This is a genomic window from Pseudomonas sp. H3_A02 (genome assembly GCF_054671965.1).
In genome coordinates this window covers 797281-814022 of record NZ_CP162807.1, presented here as the reverse complement: position 1 = coordinate 814022, position 16742 = coordinate 797281, and the positions used below count along the sequence as shown (strand labels likewise).

General features: G+C 61.0%; 15 protein-coding genes and 1 pseudogene. 5 read left to right on the top strand and 11 right to left on the bottom strand.

Features of this window, described 5'->3' with window-relative positions:
• Nucleotides 1-439: 439 nt before the first annotated feature.
• From AB4N80_RS03400 to gpmI, 4 genes and pseudogenes are all read right to left on the bottom strand, one after another.
• Nucleotides 440-1219: a divergent polysaccharide deacetylase family protein gene (locus AB4N80_RS03400; protein ID WP_460080690.1), complete on the bottom strand. Its 780-nt coding sequence runs from the start codon at nt 1217-1219 to the stop codon at nt 440-442.
• 1 nt (nt 1220) lies between these two features.
• Nucleotides 1221-2537, bottom strand: a complete 1317-nt coding sequence (locus AB4N80_RS03395) for a S41 family peptidase (protein ID WP_122565246.1) — start codon at nt 2535-2537, stop codon at nt 1221-1223.
• A gap of 32 nt (nt 2538-2569) precedes the next feature.
• A pseudogene (locus AB4N80_RS03390) lies at nt 2570-3860 on the bottom strand (murein hydrolase activator EnvC family protein).
• Between the two features lie 227 nt (nt 3861-4087).
• The gene (gene gpmI, locus AB4N80_RS03385) at nt 4088-5617 is read right to left on the bottom strand and encodes a 2,3-bisphosphoglycerate-independent phosphoglycerate mutase (protein WP_460080688.1); all 1530 of its coding nucleotides are present in this window, start codon (nt 5615-5617) and stop codon (nt 4088-4090) included.
• A gap of 152 nt (nt 5618-5769) precedes the next feature.
• Between gpmI and AB4N80_RS03380 the strand changes: the two genes are divergently transcribed.
• From AB4N80_RS03380 to secB, 3 genes are read left to right on the top strand one after another with little or no spacing between them, the layout of a single operon-like run.
• Nucleotides 5770-6183 carry a rhodanese-like domain-containing protein gene (locus tag AB4N80_RS03380; protein WP_109751986.1) on the top strand — a complete coding sequence of 138 codons (414 nt, stop codon included), beginning with the start codon at nt 5770-5772 and terminating at the stop codon, nt 6181-6183.
• Nucleotide 6184: 1 nt separating this feature from the next.
• Nucleotides 6185-6439 carry a glutaredoxin 3 gene (gene grxC / locus AB4N80_RS03375; RefSeq protein WP_305469301.1) on the top strand — a complete coding sequence of 85 codons (255 nt, stop codon included), beginning with the start codon at nt 6185-6187 and terminating at the stop codon, nt 6437-6439.
• 39 nt (nt 6440-6478) lie between these two features.
• Nucleotides 6479-6961, top strand: coding sequence for a protein-export chaperone SecB (secB, locus tag AB4N80_RS03370; RefSeq protein WP_122565250.1), 483 nt, complete (start codon nt 6479-6481; stop codon nt 6959-6961).
• 166 nt (nt 6962-7127) lie between these two features.
• Here secB and trmL read toward each other — a convergent pair whose 3' ends face one another.
• Nucleotides 7128-7583, bottom strand: a complete 456-nt coding sequence (trmL, locus tag AB4N80_RS03365) for a tRNA (uridine(34)/cytosine(34)/5-carboxymethylaminomethyluridine(34)-2'-O)-methyltransferase TrmL (RefSeq protein WP_053117534.1) — start codon at nt 7581-7583, stop codon at nt 7128-7130.
• Between trmL and AB4N80_RS03360 the strand changes: the two genes are divergently transcribed.
• Nucleotides 7582-8022, top strand: a complete 441-nt coding sequence (locus AB4N80_RS03360) for a hypothetical protein (RefSeq protein WP_122565252.1) — start codon at nt 7582-7584, stop codon at nt 8020-8022. The two genes, trmL and AB4N80_RS03360, sit on opposite strands and share 2 nt — an antisense overlap.
• A 493-nt stretch (nt 8023-8515) precedes the next feature.
• On the opposite strand, the gene ntrC is transcribed toward AB4N80_RS03360, so the two are convergent.
• The 6 genes from ntrC to glnA form a co-directional block, all read right to left on the bottom strand.
• Nucleotides 8516-9952 (bottom strand): nitrogen regulation protein NR(I), encoded by a 1437-nt coding sequence (ntrC, locus tag AB4N80_RS03355; RefSeq protein WP_060739603.1) that lies wholly within the window; start codon nt 9950-9952, stop codon nt 8516-8518.
• A complete protein-coding gene (glnL, locus tag AB4N80_RS03350) occupies nt 9949-11034 on the bottom strand; it encodes a nitrogen regulation protein NR(II) (protein WP_122565253.1) in 1086 nt (361 codons plus the stop codon). The genes ntrC and glnL overlap by 4 nt, the downstream gene beginning before the upstream one ends.
• A 253-nt stretch (nt 11035-11287) precedes the next feature.
• The gene (locus AB4N80_RS03345; RefSeq protein ID WP_122565254.1) at nt 11288-11908 is read right to left on the bottom strand and encodes a DUF4124 domain-containing protein; all 621 of its coding nucleotides are present in this window, start codon (nt 11906-11908) and stop codon (nt 11288-11290) included.
• Nucleotides 11905-12423 (bottom strand): DUF4124 domain-containing protein, encoded by a 519-nt coding sequence (locus AB4N80_RS03340; RefSeq protein ID WP_122565255.1) that lies wholly within the window; start codon nt 12421-12423, stop codon nt 11905-11907. Before AB4N80_RS03340 ends, AB4N80_RS03345 begins: the two co-directional genes overlap by 4 nt.
• Before the next feature lie 320 nt (nt 12424-12743).
• Nucleotides 12744-13307 (bottom strand): chorismate mutase, encoded by a 564-nt coding sequence (locus tag AB4N80_RS03335; protein ID WP_354338156.1) that lies wholly within the window; start codon nt 13305-13307, stop codon nt 12744-12746.
• 122 nt (nt 13308-13429) lie between these two features.
• A complete protein-coding gene (gene glnA / locus AB4N80_RS03330; protein WP_014336114.1) occupies nt 13430-14836 on the bottom strand; it encodes a type I glutamate--ammonia ligase in 1407 nt (468 codons plus the stop codon).
• A 328-nt stretch (nt 14837-15164) separates the two neighbouring features.
• Between glnA and thiI the strand changes: the two genes are divergently transcribed.
• Nucleotides 15165-16619, top strand: coding sequence for a tRNA uracil 4-sulfurtransferase ThiI (gene thiI / locus AB4N80_RS03325; protein ID WP_122565257.1), 1455 nt, complete (start codon nt 15165-15167; stop codon nt 16617-16619).
• The last annotated feature ends 123 nt before the right edge of the window (nt 16620-16742 follow it).

Below are 16742 nucleotides of genomic sequence, written 5' to 3'. Positions count from 1 at the left end.
CCGAAGACGGCAGCCCATTCAACATCGATGCAAGCTGACCCAGCGCTTTCGCGAGCAAGCCCGCTCCCACAATGGATTTGTGGTGAGCGCTAATTCTGCAGCCAGCCCGGAAATCTGTGGGAGCGGGCTTGCTCGCGAAGACGGCAGCACATTCAATATCGATGCAAGCTGACCCACCGCTTTCGCGAGCAAGCCCGCTCCCACAATGGATTTGTGGTGAGCGCTAATTCTGCAGCCAGCCCGGAAATCTGTGGGAGTGGGTTGCTCGCGAAGACGGCAGCCCATTCAACATCGATGCAAGCTGACCCAGCGCTCTCGCGAGCAAGCCCGCTCCCACAATGGATTTGTGGTGAGCGCTAATTCTGCAGCCAGCCTGGATCCCTGTGGGAGCGAGCTTGCTCGCGATGGCGGCAGCGCGGTTTGAGATAGCGCTCAGCCGCTACCGATAAACCCCATCTTTCCCATGCCCAGCCATCGCCCGATTGCTGCGCAGGCTGATCATCGATTTGATATCGATCCATTCAATGCCCTGGGCCTTGAGCTTGGGCAATTCGCGTTCGAGCACCGCCAGGGTCTGCGGGTAGGGATGGCCGATCATCACTGCCGAGCCTTGCCGGTGGGCCAGGTCGATGGCGGTTTGCAGCTGCTGGGCGATGGCGGCTTCGGTGCGCTCGTCGTCGAGGAACACATCCCGCGACACACTGGCGAGGCCAATCTTCTGGGCCTCGGCGGCAGCGACCGTCTGGGCGCTGGTGCGGCTGTCGACGAAAAACTTATGGCGCTGCTGCAAGTTCGCCATCAGCCACGCCATGGCCTGGGGCTGGGCGGTCATGCGGCTGCCCATGTGGTTGTTGATCCCGCTGGTGTAGGGCACGGCCGCGAACGCGGCGTCGAGGCGCTTGCCCAGTTCTTCGATGGACAGTTCCGGATGCCAGGCGAATGGCCCGGTGGCCGGGTCCATGGGCATGTGCAGCATGACCAGTTTGCCGGCGCGATGGGCTTCGCGGGCGACTTCGGCGGCGTGAGGGGTGTCAGGCATGATCGCGGCGGTGACCGGACCGGGGAGGGCTAGAACCCGGCGATCCCGGGGCAGATTTTGCCCCAGGTCGTCGATGATCAGGCTCAGGTACGCCTTGTGTGGTGAAGAGGGTGTGGCGGGCGCCGCGTTAACGGCCCCTGCCAGCAGGCACAGCAGGACGACGGTGAAACGCAGGCCCATCTCAGCGGCCGGACGTGATGTTCAACCCTTTGAGCAAGCTCAAGGCCTGGGCCAACTGATAGTCGTCATCCTGCGGCATTGGCTTGGCCTTGGCGCCGGAACCGGTCGGTTTGTCGGCGCCGCCGTTGCCATTGCCCAGGTGACCTTGCAGGTCGGCTTCCTTGAAGTATTCGCTGTCCTGCTCGTTGGTGATCTTGGCCTTGCGCACTTCGATGTCCGGGACAATGCCCTGGGCCTGGATGGAGCGGCCGTTGGGTGTGAAGTACAGCGCGGTGGTGATCTTCAGGGCGCGGTCGTTGTTCAGTGGCAACACGGTCTGTACCGAGCCCTTGCCGAAACTGGTGGTGCCCATGACCACGCCGCGCTTCTGGTCCTGCAGGGCACCGGCAACGATTTCCGAAGCCGAAGCGCTGCCGCCGTTGATCAGCACCACCAATGGCACAGCCTCGCTCAAATCGTTGCCGGTGGCCGAGAAGCGCAGTTCGGAATTGGCGATGCGGCCCTTGGTGTAGACAATCAGGCCCTTGGTGATGAAGTGATCCACCACTTCCACCGCCGACTGCAGCACGCCGCCGGGGTTGTTACGCAGGTCCAGGACCAGGCCGTTGAGTTTCTTGCCGTTGTCCTTGCGCATCTTGGCCAGGGCCTTGGCGACTTCTTCGCCGGTCTTGACCTGGAACTGGGTGATGCGGATGTAGCCGTAGCCCGACTCCAGCAACTGGCTCTTCACGCTCTTGACCTGGATGACCGCCCGCGTAAGGGTCACGTCGAAAGGTGTGCCGCCGTCGCGGACCAGGGTCAGGGTGATCTTCTGGCCGATCTTGCCGCGCATCTTGTCCACGGCTTCGGTCATGCTCTGGCCGCGGGTCGGTTGGCCGTTGATCTTGACGATGAAGTCACCGGCCTGGATGCCGGCCTTGGAAGCTGGGGTGTCGTCGATCGGCGAGACCACCTTGACGAAGCCGTCTTCGCTGCCGACCTCGATGCCCAGGCCACCGAACTCGCCGCTGGTGCTTTCCTGCAGCTCGGCAAAGTCTTCTGGCCCCAGGTAGGCCGAGTGCGGGTCAAGGTTGCTGAGCATGCCTTTGATGGCGTTCTCCAGCAGCACCTTGTCATCCACCGGTTCCACGTAGGCGGCCTTGATCCGGTCCATGACCTCGGCAAAGGTGCGCAGTTCGTCCAGCGGTAGCGGGGCCTTGGTGGTCGCCGCCGTGGCGGCGGGGGCCGACGGGGCCGGTTCGGCGGCGAAAGCCAGGGGCGCACCGATCACGAGGGCGATCGTCAGGGCCAGCGAGGTAAGGCGGGACAAATGCAGCATGTCGAACGAACTCCTTAATAGGATGGGCGCGCTTATCCTTGCGCACGACACCATTGGGCCGGGTCACTGGGGCGACCCTGCTGACGAATAGCGAAATACAGTGCGGGCGTATCCTGCCCGCCACTGTTACCGACCGTGGAGATGGACTCACCGGCCTTGACCACATCGCCCGCGGCCTTGAGCAGCGTCTGGTTGTGGCCGTACAGGCTCAAATAACCGTTGCCGTGATCCAGAATCACCAGCAGGCCGGCACCGCGCAACCAATCGGCGAATACCACGCGCCCGCCATGCACGGCATGCACCTGGCTGCCGGCGGAGGCGCTGATCATCACCCCGTCCCACTTGGTGCGGGTGTCGTCGCCGCGGGTTTCACCGAAGCGTGCAAGCAATCGACCATTGACCGGCCATGGAAGTTTGCCTCGTGCCGAAGCAAAAGCGCCGCCGAAGGTTTCGCCGTCACTGGAAACCAGTGCGCCGGGGCTGGACTTTGCCGGCTTGCGCGGTGCGTCGCCGGCGTCCGCGTCGGCCTGGGCTTCACGCAAACGCTTTTTTTCGGCTTCCTGCTGGGCGATCAGCGCTTTCTGGCGCGCTTCTTCCGCCTCTCGGGCCTGGCGGGCCAGGGTCTCTTCGATGGTTTTCAACACATTGGCCAGTTCGGCCTGGTCCTGCTCGCGGGCCTTGAGCTTGCTGTCGCGGGCCTTCACGTCGTCGTTGAGCTTGGCCAGGGCCACTTGGCGTTCCTTGCGAACCTTCTCGAGTTCTTCGCGCTGGGTGTCGAGGCTGCTTTTCTGCACCAACAACTGGGCCTGCTGCAGCTCGATGTCTTTTTCGACATTGGCCAGCTGGCGCAAGGTTTCGTTGAAGTTCTTGAGCTGTTCCAGGCGGGCCTGGCTCAGGTAGTCGTAATAGGTGAGGGTACGGGCGAATTTCTCGGGGTTCTGCTGGTTGAGCAGCAGCTTGAGGTATTCCTGGCGGCCGTTCTGGTAGGCGGCCCGGGCCTGGATGGCGATCAGCTTTTGCTGTTCAGTGCGCGCGCTCTGGAGTTTTTTTCTCTCCATCGAGCCGCTGCAGCTCGGATTCGCTTTTCTTCAGCTCTTTTTGCAGGGCGTCGACCTGCTTCTCCAGCTTGCCCATCTCGGTTTCGGTGCCGCGCAGGTCTTTCTGCACGCTGGATTTCTCTTCCTGCAACTTGCCCAGCAGCTTTTTCAGCTCGGCAATGTCCTGGCGCGTGGCTTCCAACTGCTGTTGGGTTTGCGCGCGCTCGTCGGCAAAGGCCGGTTGGAGCAAGCAAGTCAGAGCGAGGGCTATCAGGACGCGAAGCATAGAGGCGGGCGACACCAGGGAAAGGGACGGCCTAGTATGCCCGCCCCAGGCTGCAAAAAAAACGCCCATTTGGGACTGTGTGATAACTGGCCCAAAAAACACCAGAAACCAATGTGGGAGCGAGCTTGCTCGCGATGGCGCCAGCACATTCAACAAAGATGTTGATTGGAAGATCGCTATCGCGAGCAAGCTCGCTCCCACAGGGTTTGCGGTGATTGATGGATCAATCAGACCAGGATCGAAGTCCCGGTCATCTCTGCCGGCTTCTCCATGCCCAGCAACATCAGCATCGTCGGTGCGACATCGGCCAGCACGCCACCGTCGCGAACCTTGAAGCCGCGCTTGCCGACATAGATGAACGGCACCGGTTCGGTGGTGTGGGCGGTGTGGGCCTGGCCGGTGGATTCGTCGGACATCTGCTCGACGTTGCCGTGGTCAGCCGTGATCAATGCTTCGCCGCCGACCTTTTCCAGGGCATCGACGATGCGGCCAACGCAGGTATCCAGGCATTCCACGGCCTTGACCGCCGCGTCGAACACACCGCTGTGGCCCACCATGTCGCCGTTGGCGTAGTTGACCACGATCACGTCGTAACGCTGGTTTTCGATGGCGTCGACGATGCGGTCGGTCACTTCCGGCGCGCTCATCTCCGGTTGCAGGTCGTAGGTGGCGACTTTCGGCGAAGGGATCAGGATGCGTTCTTCACCCGGGAAAGGTTCTTCACGGCCGCCGGAGAAAAAGAACGTCACGTGGGCGTATTTTTCGGTCTCGGCAATGCGCAGTTGGGTCTTGCCGTTTTTCGCCAGGTAGTCGCCCAGCACGTTTTCCAGGCTGCCGGCGGCGAAGGCCGATGGCGCGGGAATGCTGGCGGCGTATTGGGTCAGCATCACGAAACCGGCCAGTTTTGGCTGGCGGGCGCGCTCGAATTCCTTGAAATCGTCTTCGACAAACACCCGGGTCAGCTCGCGGGCGCGGTCGGCGCGGAAGTTCATGAACACCACGGCGTCGCCATCTTCGACTTTCACCGGCTCGCCGATAGTGGTGGCCTTGACGAATTCGTCGCTTTCGCCGCGCTCGTAGGCGGCTTGCAGGCCTTCCTGGGCGGTGGCGGCGTTGAATTCGGCGTTGCCGTCGACGATCAGGTTATAGGCCTGGGACACGCGGTCCCAACGGTTGTCACGGTCCATGGCGTAGTAGCGGCCGACGAGGCTGGCGATGCGCCCCTTGCCGAGGGCCTGGAACGTTGTGTCCAACAGCTCGATCGACGACGTGGCGCTTTTCGGCGGGGTGTCGCGGCCATCGAGGAACGCGTGCAGGTAGATCTTCTCGGCGCCGCGCTTGGCAGCCAGTTCGGCCATGGCGACCAGGTGGTCCTGGTGGCTGTGCACGCCACCGTCGGACAGCAGGCCCATGAAGTGCACGGCTTTGCCGGCGGCCACGGCTTTATCCACGGCGGCGCAGATAGTGGGGTTTTCGAAGAACTCACCATCGCGGATCGATTTGGTCACGCGGGTGAAGTCCTGGTACACCACGCGGCCTGCGCCGAGGTTCATGTGGCCGACTTCGGAGTTGCCCATCTGCCCGTCCGGCAGGCCGACGTCCATGCCGCTGCCGGAGATCAGGCCGTTGGGCACGGTGGCCCACAAACGGTCCAGCACAGGCTTGTTGGCCGAATACACGGCGTTGGATTCGTGGCTTTCACTGTGACCGAAGCCGTCGAGAATCATCAGGACCAAAGGTTTAGGCGTGGTAGTCATGGAATCCACTCGTGGCGGGTTAAAAGAAGACGATGGAAAAGGGACGGGCAGTTTAAAGGTAAGTTCCGGCGGCGTCACCGCCGGGCGGGGTTTGGCCGGCCTTGCGTGCTGTGTATACTGGCCGACATTTTAACGCCCTGGAACCTCCTTCGATGGTTGCTCACCTGATTCAATTTGCCACTAACCACTACATTCTCGTCGGTATCTTCGTCGTGCTGCTGGCGTTGCTGGTTGCCCACACGATGCAGGGCGGCGGCCGCAGCCTGAGCACCGGCGAACTGACCGCGCTGGTCAACAAGGACGCCGGCGTGGTGGTGGACATCCGCCCGAGCAAGGATTACGCCGCTGGTCACATTGTCGGGGCGGTTAACATTCCCCAGGACAAATTGATCGCCCGCATCGGCGAACTGGAAAAACACAAGGCCAAGACGCTGATCCTGGTGGACGCCCAGGGCCAGCATGCCGGCACCCACGCCCGCGAGCTGATGAAATCCGGCTTCACCGCTGCCAAGCTGTCCGGTGGCGTTGCCAGCTGGAAAGCCGACAATCTGCCCCTGGTGAAGTGAAATGCCCCACGTTGTTGTCTATTCCAGCGATTACTGCCCCTATTGCTCCAGAGCGAAGTTCCTGCTCCAGAACAAAGGCGTGGCCTTCGAAGAGATCAAGGTCGACGGCAAGCCGCAACTGCGCGCCGAAATGACCCAGAAGGCCGGACGCACGTCCGTGCCGCAGATCTGGATCGGCAGCACCCACGTGGGCGGTTGCGATGATCTGTTCGCCCTGGACCGCGCCGGCAAGCTCGACGCGCTGCTCAAGGCCTGAATTTCCCACTAAAGAACCTGAAAGTAAGAAGGATCTGCGATGACTGACCAACAGAACACAGCTGCCAGCGAAGAAGAAACCGCACCGCAATTCTCCTTGCAGCGCATTTATGTACGTGACCTGTCCTTCGAAGCCCCGAAAAGCCCGGCGATCTTTCGCCAGCAGTGGGAGCCGAGCGTAGGCCTGGACCTGAACACCCGTCAGAAAGCCCTGGAAGATGACTTCCACGAAGTGGTGCTGACCCTGTCGGTGACCGTGAAGAACGGTGATGAAGTGGCGTTCATCGCCGAAGTGCAGCAGGCCGGGATCTTCCTGATCAAGAACCTGGATGCTCCTTCGATGAGCCACACCCTGGGTGCCTTCTGCCCGAACATCCTGTTCCCTTATGCCCGTGAAACCCTGGACAGCCTGGTGACCCGCGGCTCATTCCCGGCCCTGATGCTGGCTCCGGTGAACTTCGATGCCCTGTATGCGCAAGAACTGCAGCGCATGCAACAAGAAGGCGGCGCGACCGTTCAGTAAGCGGCGCTGCCAGCCCCGGCACAAAACTGTGGGAGCGAGCCCTGTGGGAGCTGAGCTTGCTCGCGATGAACGATGACGCGGTTTTGCAGTTGAACCGTGTCGACCTCATCGCGAGCAAGCTCAGCTCCCACAGGCTCGCTCCCACAGGTGTTTCTGGCTGACGGCCTCAGGCGAAACCGTTCTGCCGCCACGCCTCATAAACCGCCACCGCCACGGTATTGGACAGGTTCAGGCTGCGGCAGCCTTCGCGCATCGGCAGGCGCAGGCGCTGCTCGGCGGGCAGGGCGTCCAGTACGTCGGCCGGCAGGCCACGGCTTTCCGGGCCGAACAGGAACGCATCACCGGCGACGAAGCTGGCGTCATGAAACGGCCGCGAACCCTTGGTGGTAAACGCGAACAGGCGTGGATGCCCGAGGCTTTCCAGGCAACTGGCGAGGTCGGCGTGACGCTGCAAGGTGGCATACTCGTGGTAGTCGAGGCCGGCGCGGCGCAGGCGCTTGTCGTCCATGTCAAAGCCCAGCGGTTCGATCAAATGCAGGTGGCAGCCGCTGTTGGCGCACAGCCTGATGACGTTGCCGGTATTTGGCGGAATTTCCGGTTGAAAAAGGATGACGTGAAACATGCACGGCTCCGCAGATAAAGATGAGCGGCATTCTACGCCGCAAACCGACCGACGTTCGAAGCTAATGCTTCGGGTGATGGGCTCTTTGGCTATCTTCGGCATGATGGTTGGGCTGATGATTGGGCGCCTGACCACGCCCGACCCGAGCGCGTTGCAACAGGTCGAGGTGACAGACGGAACGCTGGTGGCCTGGTTCAACAATGAACCCAAGCTCCATGGAGAAATTGTCGACGGCTCAGTGGCGCTACTGTTTCAAGCAGAAGGCCGGCCGCAGAAGGGCCAACTCAAGCTCAACGGCAAGGATGTGAACTGGCGGGTGCGTTTGAGTGACAAGGGATTGTTGCTGACGCTGGTAGCGGCGCGTCCGTTGCGAGGGGAGTGGACCGGCAGCGAAGTGGATGATCGCTGGCGGCTGGAGGTCCGTCTCCAGGAGCAATAAAAGAGGGAATCCCCGGCCTGCCTGTACCAAGGTCCCCAAAACGGGAGGGCTGCGCTTAGCGCATGGCCCTGAGTGTAAAGAAGGGAAACCTTGACCTGCCTGTATCAAGGCCCCCAAAACAGTGGGCTCGCTGAGCCCGTATAAAATGGGGAATCCCCGGCCTGCCTGTACCAAGGTCCCCGAAACTGGGTAGTGATCTAGCTATTGCAGGGGACGTGCCAGTTTTTAATGGCTTGTCACAAAAAAGCTTCTAGTGAGGTTGAAAGCCCCGTATTTCGGGGCTTTGGCTTTTGTTTGTGCGGTTTTTCGGGTTGGATCGATTGGGTTTTGGCGTGTGGCGCATGTGCAATTGCGGTTCGCCGTGCATTGATGCGGTGCATGAAGCCTTCAAAAGCATCGCGAGCAAGCTCGCTCCCACAAGGGAAACGCAACTCCTGTGGGAGCGAGCTTGCTCGCGATTGGCCTTCAAGATCAGCGAAGGGCTAGAGGCTGATCAGCCCTCATCCCCGTCATCATCGTCCCCACCATCGACCTTCATCCCCAACTCCTTGATCTTGCGGGTCAAGGTGTTGCGGCCCCAGCCCAGCAGCACGGCCGCGTCGCGGCGGCGGCCGGCGGTATGCTTGAGGGCGGTTTCGATCATGATCCGCTCGAACGCCGGCACGGCGCTGTCCAACAGGCTCGACTGACCGCGGGCCAGGGCCTGGTCAGCCCACTGGCGCAGGGCTTGCTCCCAGTTGGTCACGGGGGCCGAATCCTGCGGCAGGCTCAACAACTCCGGCGGCAGGTCGCTGATGTGCACTTCGCGACCCGAAGCCATCACCGTGATCCAGCGGCAGGTGTTCTCCAACTGGCGTACGTTGCCTGGCCACGGCAGGTTCTTGAGGTATTCCTCGGTTTCGCTCTTGAGCAGCTTGGGCTCGACCGCCAGTTCCTGGGCCGCGCGGCTGAGGAAGTGCCGGGCCAAGGTCGGGATGTCTTCGCGACGATCCGCCAGGCGCGGGATATGAATGCGGATCACGTTCAGACGGTGGAACAAGTCTTCACGGAATTTGCCGGCGTGGACCAGGGTTTCCAGGTTCTGGTGGGTCGCGGCGATGATGCGCACGTCCACCTTGACCGGCGTATGGCCGCCAACCCGATAGAACTCGCCATCGGCCAGCACGCGCAGCAAGCGGGTCTGGGTGTCGGCCGGCATGTCGCCGATTTCATCGAGGAACAACGTGCCGCCGTCGGCTTGCTCGAAGCGCCCGCGCCGCAGGTTGGCCGCGCCGGTGAACGCGCCTTTTTCATGGCCGAACAGCTCGGACTCCATCAAGTCCTTGGGAATCGCCGCCATGTTCAGCGCGATGAACGGCGACGCCGCCCGTGGACTGTGGCGGTGCAGGGCATGGGCCACCAGTTCTTTACCGGTGCCCGATTCTCCGTTGATCAGCACGGTGATGTTGGAATGGCTCAAGCGGCCGATGGCGCGAAACACTTCCTGCATCGCCGGCGCTTCGCCGATGATTTCCGGGGTGCGGGCCAGGGCCGGCACCTCTTCCATGCCCTGTTGTTCCTGGGCATGTTGATTGGCGCGCTTGACCAGCGACACGGCTTCGTCGACGTCGAATGGTTTGGGCAGGTATTCAAAGGCCCCACCCTGGTAGGACGCCACGGCGCTGTCCAGGTCGGAATGGGCGGTCATGATGATCACCGGCAGCCGCGGATGCTGTTCGCGAATCCGCGCCAACAGGTCCAGGCCGCTGGCGCCCGGCATGCGGATGTCGGAGATGATGACGTCCGGTTGCTGACGCGCCAGGCGACTCATCACCCCATCCGCGCTGTCGAAGCTCTGGGTGGTCATGCCTTCCTGTTGCAAGGCTTTTTCCAGGACCCAACGGATAGAACGGTCGTCATCGACGATCCACACGGTTTCACTACGGCTCATGTCGATGTGGCTCCTTGTTCCAGTGGCAGGAAGATCGAGAAGGTGGTGTGGCCGGGGTGGCTCTCACACTCGATCAAGCCCTGATGCTGACTGATGATGTTCTGGGTAATGGCCAGGCCCAGCCCGGTACCGTCCGGACGGCCGCTGACCATGGGGAAAAAGATGGTTTCCTGCAGCTCGGCAGGGATGCCCGGGCCGTTGTCGATGATTTCGATCTTGGTCACCAGGCGGTGGCGCACGTGGCCGATGGTGAACTGGCGCATGGCGCGGGTGCGCAAGCTGATGCGGCCCAGGCGCAATTCGTTCTGGCTGCTGATGGCCTGCATCGCGTTGCGCACGATGTTCAGGACTGCCTGGATCATCTGCTCGCGGTCGATCAAGACATCGGGAATGCTCGGGTCATAGTCGCGCACCAAGGTGATGCAGCCCTGGCTTTCCGCTTCCACCAGGCTGCTGACGCGCTCCAGCACTTCGTGGACGTTGCACATCGCCAGGGACGGCAGCTTGTTCGAGCCGAGCATGCGGTCCACCAGGTTCCGCAGGCGATCGGCTTCCTCGATAATGACGTTGGTGTAGTCCTTGAGGCTCTCTTCCGGCAGTTCGCGGGCGAGCAACTGCGCCGCGCCACGTATTCCGCCGAGGGGATTCTTGATCTCGTGGGCGAGGCCGCGCACCAGCATCTTGCTGGTTTCCTGTTTGGACAATTGCGCCTCTTCCTTGGTGATGCGCAGCAAGCGATCACGCGGGTGGACTTCCAGCAGCAGCAAGGTGGCGCCGTTGTTGAGGATCGGCGTGACCGCGTAATCCACGGTCAGGGTCTGGCCGGTCAGGGCGGTGAGCATCGCCTCGCGCTTGGTGAACGGGTGGGCCTGCTCCACTGCTTGGCGCAGGGAATTGAGCGCTTCGGCGGATTCGGTGAACAACTCGCTGATGAACTGCCCGTGGCTGCGTTGGCCGCTGACAGCCAGGAGCATCTCCGCCGCTGGGTTCATGTATTCGAGGCGCAGTTCGGCGTCGAGCAGAAGGGTCGCGGTGGTGAGGTTGTCGAGCAGCAAGCGGTGTAGTGCGTCGCTAATGGTCATCAGGACCTCTTTTGGAGCGTAGCAATTCGGGACCGGTCCCAAATTGCGCGCGCGATTGATGCGCTGTTGCTAGGAAAATGCAAAAACCAAACCAAGGCTCCGAAAAGAAGCGTTTAGAGCCTCAAAAGGGTGTTTTTCGGTCGGCTGCGTGGCGTTCTGCCAGCTTTTTCGGGTACTTTCGAACCAAAATGGGTTTTGGATCTGGGAAGCGTGCAAGCTATTGCACCAATATAGTGCGCAAGCTTGGCCGGCGTTAGAAGAACGGCAAGATGCTGCTTTTTTCTTCTTCAGGCTTTTCGGCGAGGGGGCACTCGGGGCGCTGACCGTAATCGGCCGTGGCACAGGGCTTGACGCGGCGCTTCTGCGCCAGGGACATGCGCTGCATGTGGAAGGGCTGGTTGGCGGTGCGTTCGACGATACGGTCCTGCTCGTCGAGGATTTCGACCGCCAGATGATGGGTGCCTCGATCAATGTTGCTCAAGGCAAACACCGGGCTCGGCCCCGGTGCGCCCGTTGGCTTGCCGTCGAGCAACAGGCGGTAGCGGTGGCCTTTTTTCAGGCCGGGTTCGCTGGTGACACTGACGATCAGTTCGCCTGCGGTGCTGCGTATCGTTGCGTCCGGCTCGGGAATCAACAGCCTGAGCATTTCGTAATGAAACAGCGGCTCGGGCTGGGCTTGGGCCGCGGGTGCCGAGGTTGTACCCGTGGGCGCCGGCATCCGGTTGCCGGGTGGCAGTTGGACTTTCTTTGCGTTGCCGGGGCGCGGCTGATCGGTGAACACGCGATTGCCCTGGGCATCGATGTAGGTATAGACCTGCGCCACCCCAGGCAGCGCCGTCAGCGCCAGGCCCAGCGCAAGCCACCCACGGATCATGGCTGGTGCACCCGTTGTACGGTGAAGGTGACGGTTTCGCTTTGCTGCACGAGTTTGTCGCCGTCGACAACTTGAACCGCCAGGCTGTGCTCGCCCCGATCGATATTCACCAATTGCAGGCGCGGTACGTTGCTCGGCTGGCCGTAGGGCTGCCCGTCCAGCAGCAACCGGAACAGATGCGGACTGCGCAGGCGCGGTTGAGCGTGCACGCTAACGGTGAAGGTGCCGTTGTTGGCGCGCAGGGCCTCGTCGGTGGGGATGTCGGTCAGTTCCAGGATTTCGTAGGCATCGCGCGGTTCTTCGCTGTTGGCGGAGGGCGTAGGTGTGCTCGGGCTGGCCGGGGATTGGCGCTCGATGCTGTTGAGCGGCGGCAACTCTACCGTCTGGGCCGGGACGCCTTGGGGCGGTTGGTTGCTGTAGGCGGTGTTGCCCTCGGCGTCGGTGTACTTGTAGATCTGCGCGGCGGCGGGCAGAGCCAGTAGCAACAACAGGATGATTGAAAAACCACGACCCATGAAAATCGACCGAAAGCGAAAAGTGATGGGTGCAGCATAGGCTAGGCGGCGCGGATGGCCCAAGTTGTCGCCCCCAATCCCCTGTGGGAGCGAGCTTGCTCGCGATGGCGGTGTGTCAGTCACTGAGGTGCTGAATGTGCTGGCCCCATCGCGAGCAAGCTCGCTCCCACATTGGATCTGTGGTGTTCATAGCCTTTATGGCCGACGCTGGATCCCTGTGGGAGCGAGCTTGCTCGCGATGGCGGTGTGTCAGTCACTGAGGTGCTGAATGTGCTGGCCTCATCGCGAGCAAGCTCGCTCCCACGGGGGAAGGGGCTGTCTTAAGCTTTTTTTGAAATGCACAGCTCTCCGGTTGCCCGGATCAGGGCAAGCCGGTGCACCGGGTGCTGTTTGTTGTGGTGGGTGGCTCGGGCCAGCCATTGCGGGCACTGCGGGTCGGTGCGGTAGGGGGCGAAGTCGGCCAGTTGTTGCAGCAGGCGTTTTTGCAGGCGGTCGAGCTGCGGGCGGATCTGCCCCACCAGGTCCGGGCGCGGAAGGTCCGGGGCCTTGCCGTCCAGGGCCCAGTCGGACAAGTTGATGTATTGCACCATTTTGTTGGCTTCTATCTGGGCGGCGAAAAACGCTTCCACGGTTTCGCTACTCAGCTTGTAGACCGGTGCCTGGGCGACGGCGGCGGCAATGACTTCACGCTCGCGCTGACGGTCCTCTACGGGTTTGCCACTGTCCCATTTGCTCAGCGCCACTTGATCGGCGATGGCCAGGCGTTCGCCAATGGCGTTAAGCAGCGGGGTCAGGGCCTCAGGAGCGTGAGTCGAGGCAGCGTCGGCGGTGGTAGCCAGCAGTGCGGCAGACAGGGCAAGGCAGAGCTTGAAGCGCAAAGTCATGGGCAGTCTCGTCTTCTATGGGGGAGCGACGGGGCATCATGCACGTAACCGGCGCCCATGAAAAAGGCCTCCCGAAGGAGGCCTTTCTTTATTTCACGCCGTGCGTGGCGGCGCTTACTGGATTAGCAGCTGTAGTACAGCTCGTATTCCAGTGGGTGTACGAAGGTGCGAACCTTGATTTCTTCTTCGCTTTTCAGTGCGATGTAAGCGTCGATGAAGTCATCGCTGAATACGCCGCCCTTGGTCAGGAACGCACGGCCCTTGTCCAGCTCTTCCAGGGCTTCTTTCAGGCTGCCACACACCTGTGGGATTTCCTTGGCCTCTTCAGGCGGCAGGTCATACAGGTTTTTGTCAGCGGCATCGCCCGGGTGGATCTTGTTCTGGATACCGTCCAGACCGGCCATCATCAGTGCAGCGAAGGCCAGGTACGGGTTGGCAGCCGGATCCGGGAAGCGTGCTTCGATACGGCGAGCCTTAGGGCTGTTCACGTAAGGAATACGGATCGAGGCGGAACGGTTGCGAGCCGAGTAGGCCAGCATGACCGGAGCTTCGAAGCCTGGAACCAGACGCTTGTAGGAGTTGGTCGACGGGTTGGTGAAGCCATTCAGGGCCTTGCCGTGCTTGATGATACCGCCGATGAAGTACAGGGCGGTGTCCGACAGACCGGCATAGCCTTCGCCTGCGAAGGTGTTCTTGCCGTCCTTGGAGATCGACATGTGAACGTGCATGCCCGAACCGTTGTCGCCGTACAGAGGCTTCGGCATGAAGGTCGCGGTGCGGCCGTAGGCGTCGGCAACGTTGTGTACGCAGTACTTGAGGGTCTGTACTTCGTCAGCCTTCTTGACCAGCGTGTTGAATTTCACGCCGATTTCGTTCTGGCCGGCAGTCGCCACTTCGTGGTGGTGAACTTCGACGGTCTGGCCCATTTCTTCCAGTGCGTTGCACATGGAGGTACGGATTTCGTGGTCGAAGTCGAACGGTGGGACCGGGAAGTAACCGCCTTTGATGCCTGGACGGTGGCCTTTGTTGCCGCCTTCCACGTCCTGGTCGGACATCCACGAACCTTGTTCGGAGAAGATCTTGAACATGGAGCCGGAGATGTCGGACTTGAATTTGACCGAGTCGAAGATGAAGAACTCAGGCTCAGGACCGAAGAAAGCGGTGTCGCCGATGCCGGTGGACTTCAGGTATTCCTCGGCGCGGTGGGCGATGGCGCGTGGGTCGCGGTCATAGCCTTGCATGGTCGAAGGTTCGATGATGTCGCAGACCAGGATCAGGGTCGGCTCTTCGGTGAACGGGTCCAGGACGGCGGTTTCGTCGTCCGGCATCAGGATCATGTCGGAGGCTTCGATGCCTTTCCAGCCGGAGATGGAGGAGCCGTCGAACATTTTCCCGATTTCAAAGAATTCGTCGTCCAGTGCATCACGGGCCGGCATGGTCACGTGATGTTGAGTACCTTTGGTGTCAGTGAAGCGCAGATCAATCCACTTGACGTCATGATCTTTGATGAGTTGAACCGACTTCGACATATGTCCTCCGGGTGGCTTCGGGCGGGTAGTGGAGTGCCCTTAGATATGGGTGATGCCGGCGCGAATACTCTGCCAAGGCAACCTGCCTCACAAGGGAGCAAATTGCATGCCAGTGCCCCAGCATGGGTTTTTTGCACCAAATCCACGCTTTTAATGGCGTAAATCAAAGATTGTCAGACAATAACGCACTGCAATGTAGCGCCGCCAATCGATAATGACCTGTTTTGGTGCATCTAAAACCATCTGCACATAAACTGGTTAAACCTTGAGCAATTTCCGCTATAATCCGCGCCCCCCTTTTTCGGCTGGCCGTTCGCGCGCTGTTTTCATGAAACTAATCGTAAAAGTCTTCCCCGAGATCACCATCAAGAGCCGCCCGGTACGGATGCGTTTCATCCGCCAGTTGGCCAAGAACATCCGTGCCGTGCTCCGAGACCTGGACCCGGCCGTGGTGGTGAATGGCGTGTGGGACAACCTCGAACTGGAAACCCGTGTCAGCGAACCCAAGCTCCTCAAGGAAATGACCGAGCGCCTGAGCTGCATGCCGGGCATCGCGCATTTTTTGCAAGTCGATGAATACCCGCTGGGGGATTTCGACGACATCTTGGCCAAGTGCATGCTCCATTATGGTGACGCGCTGGCTGGCAAGATTTTTTCGGTGCGTTGCAAGCGTGCCGGCAAACACCCGTTCAGCTCGATGGACGTGGAGAAATACGTCGGCAGCCAGTTGCGTCGGCAGTGCGGCGCGGCCGGTATTTCGTTGAAAGACCCGGAAATCGAAGTGCGCATCGAAATTCGCGACCAGCGGTTGTTCGTGATCCACAGCCAGCACAACAGCATCGGCGGTTATCCGCTGGGTTCGCTGGAGCAGACCCTGGTGCTGATGTCCGGTGGCTTCGACTCCACGGTGGCCGCCTACCAGATCATGCGTCGCGGGTTGATGAGCCATTTCTGCTTCTTCAACCTCGGCGGACGTGCCCATGAATTGGGCGTGATGGAAGTGGCGCACTTCATCTGGAAGAAGTACGGCAGCTCCCAACGCGTGTTATTTGTGAGTGTGCCGTTCGAGGAAGTCCTGGGCGAGATTCTCGGCAAAGTCGATAACAGTCATATGGGCGTCATTTTGAAGCGTATGATGTTGCGCGCCGCTTCACGAATTGCCGACCGCCTGCAAATCGATGCGCTGGTGACCGGCGAGGCGATCTCCCAGGTGTCGAGCCAGACGTTGCCGAATCTGTCGGTGATCGACTGCGTGACCGAGAAGCTGGTCTTGCGTCCACTGATCGCCAGCCACAAGCAGGACATCATCGACCAGGCCAACGAAATCGGCACCGCCGAGTTTGCCCGGCACATGCCGGAGTACTGCGGCGTCATCTCGGTCAATCCGAAGACGGCGGCCAAGCGCGGGCGGGTGGAGCACGAAGAGAAAGAATTCGACATGGCGGTGCTCGAGCGAGCGCTCGAAAACGCCAGGCTGGTGCCAATCGATCGGGTCATCGATGAATTGGGCCAGGACATACAAATTGAAGAAGTCGGCGAAGCGCTGGCCGGTCAGATCATCATCGACATCCGTCACCCGGACGACGCTGAAGACGACCCGCTGAGTATCGCCGGCATCGAGGTACAAACGATGCCGTTCTATGCAGTGAACGCGCGTTTCAAGGAACTGGACCCTACTCGCCAGTACCTGCTGTATTGCGACAAAGGCGTGATGAGTCGCCTGCATGCCCACCATTTGCTCAGTGAGGGGCATGCCAATGTGCGCGTTTATCGACCGAGCTAAGTGCCCGGGGCTGTTTGCCTGTGGCCTGCGTCACCGGCCCCCCGACGCCGCCGACAGGCTGTAACGGCTTTGTCGGACTCAACGTAAATCGCTGCCACGACCTGTCAGCACACCGAATCCTCT

Coding starts and splice junctions, on each gene's coding strand:
- grxC (WP_305469301.1), top strand. CDS start 6,185: ATGCCCCACGTTGTTGTCTATTCCAGCGATTACTGCCCCTATTGCTCC.
- glnA (WP_014336114.1), bottom strand. CDS start 14,836: ATGTCGAAGTCGGTTCAACTCATCAAAGATCATGACGTCAAGTGGATT.
- AB4N80_RS03380 (WP_109751986.1), top strand. CDS start 5,770: ATGGTTGCTCACCTGATTCAATTTGCCACTAACCACTACATTCTCGTC.
- AB4N80_RS03345 (WP_122565254.1), bottom strand. CDS start 11,908: ATGATCCGTGGGTGGCTTGCGCTGGGCCTGGCGCTGACGGCGCTGCCT.
- AB4N80_RS03395 (WP_122565246.1), bottom strand. CDS start 2,537: ATGCTGCATTTGTCCCGCCTTACCTCGCTGGCCCTGACGATCGCCCTC.
- AB4N80_RS03340 (WP_122565255.1), bottom strand. CDS start 12,423: ATGGGTCGTGGTTTTTCAATCATCCTGTTGTTGCTACTGGCTCTGCCC.
- ntrC (WP_060739603.1), bottom strand. CDS start 9,952: ATGAGCCGTAGTGAAACCGTGTGGATCGTCGATGACGACCGTTCTATC.
- AB4N80_RS03335 (WP_354338156.1), bottom strand. CDS start 13,307: ATGACTTTGCGCTTCAAGCTCTGCCTTGCCCTGTCTGCCGCACTGCTG.
- trmL (WP_053117534.1), bottom strand. CDS start 7,583: ATGTTTCACGTCATCCTTTTTCAACCGGAAATTCCGCCAAATACCGGC.
- glnL (WP_122565253.1), bottom strand. CDS start 11,034: ATGACCATTAGCGACGCACTACACCGCTTGCTGCTCGACAACCTCACC.
- AB4N80_RS03400 (WP_460080690.1), bottom strand. CDS start 1,219: ATGGGCCTGCGTTTCACCGTCGTCCTGCTGTGCCTGCTGGCAGGGGCC.
- gpmI (WP_460080688.1), bottom strand. CDS start 5,617: ATGACTACCACGCCTAAACCTTTGGTCCTGATGATTCTCGACGGCTTC.
- secB (WP_122565250.1), top strand. CDS start 6,479: ATGACTGACCAACAGAACACAGCTGCCAGCGAAGAAGAAACCGCACCG.
- AB4N80_RS03360 (WP_122565252.1), top strand. CDS start 7,582: ATGCACGGCTCCGCAGATAAAGATGAGCGGCATTCTACGCCGCAAACC.
- thiI (WP_122565257.1), top strand. CDS start 15,165: ATGAAACTAATCGTAAAAGTCTTCCCCGAGATCACCATCAAGAGCCGC.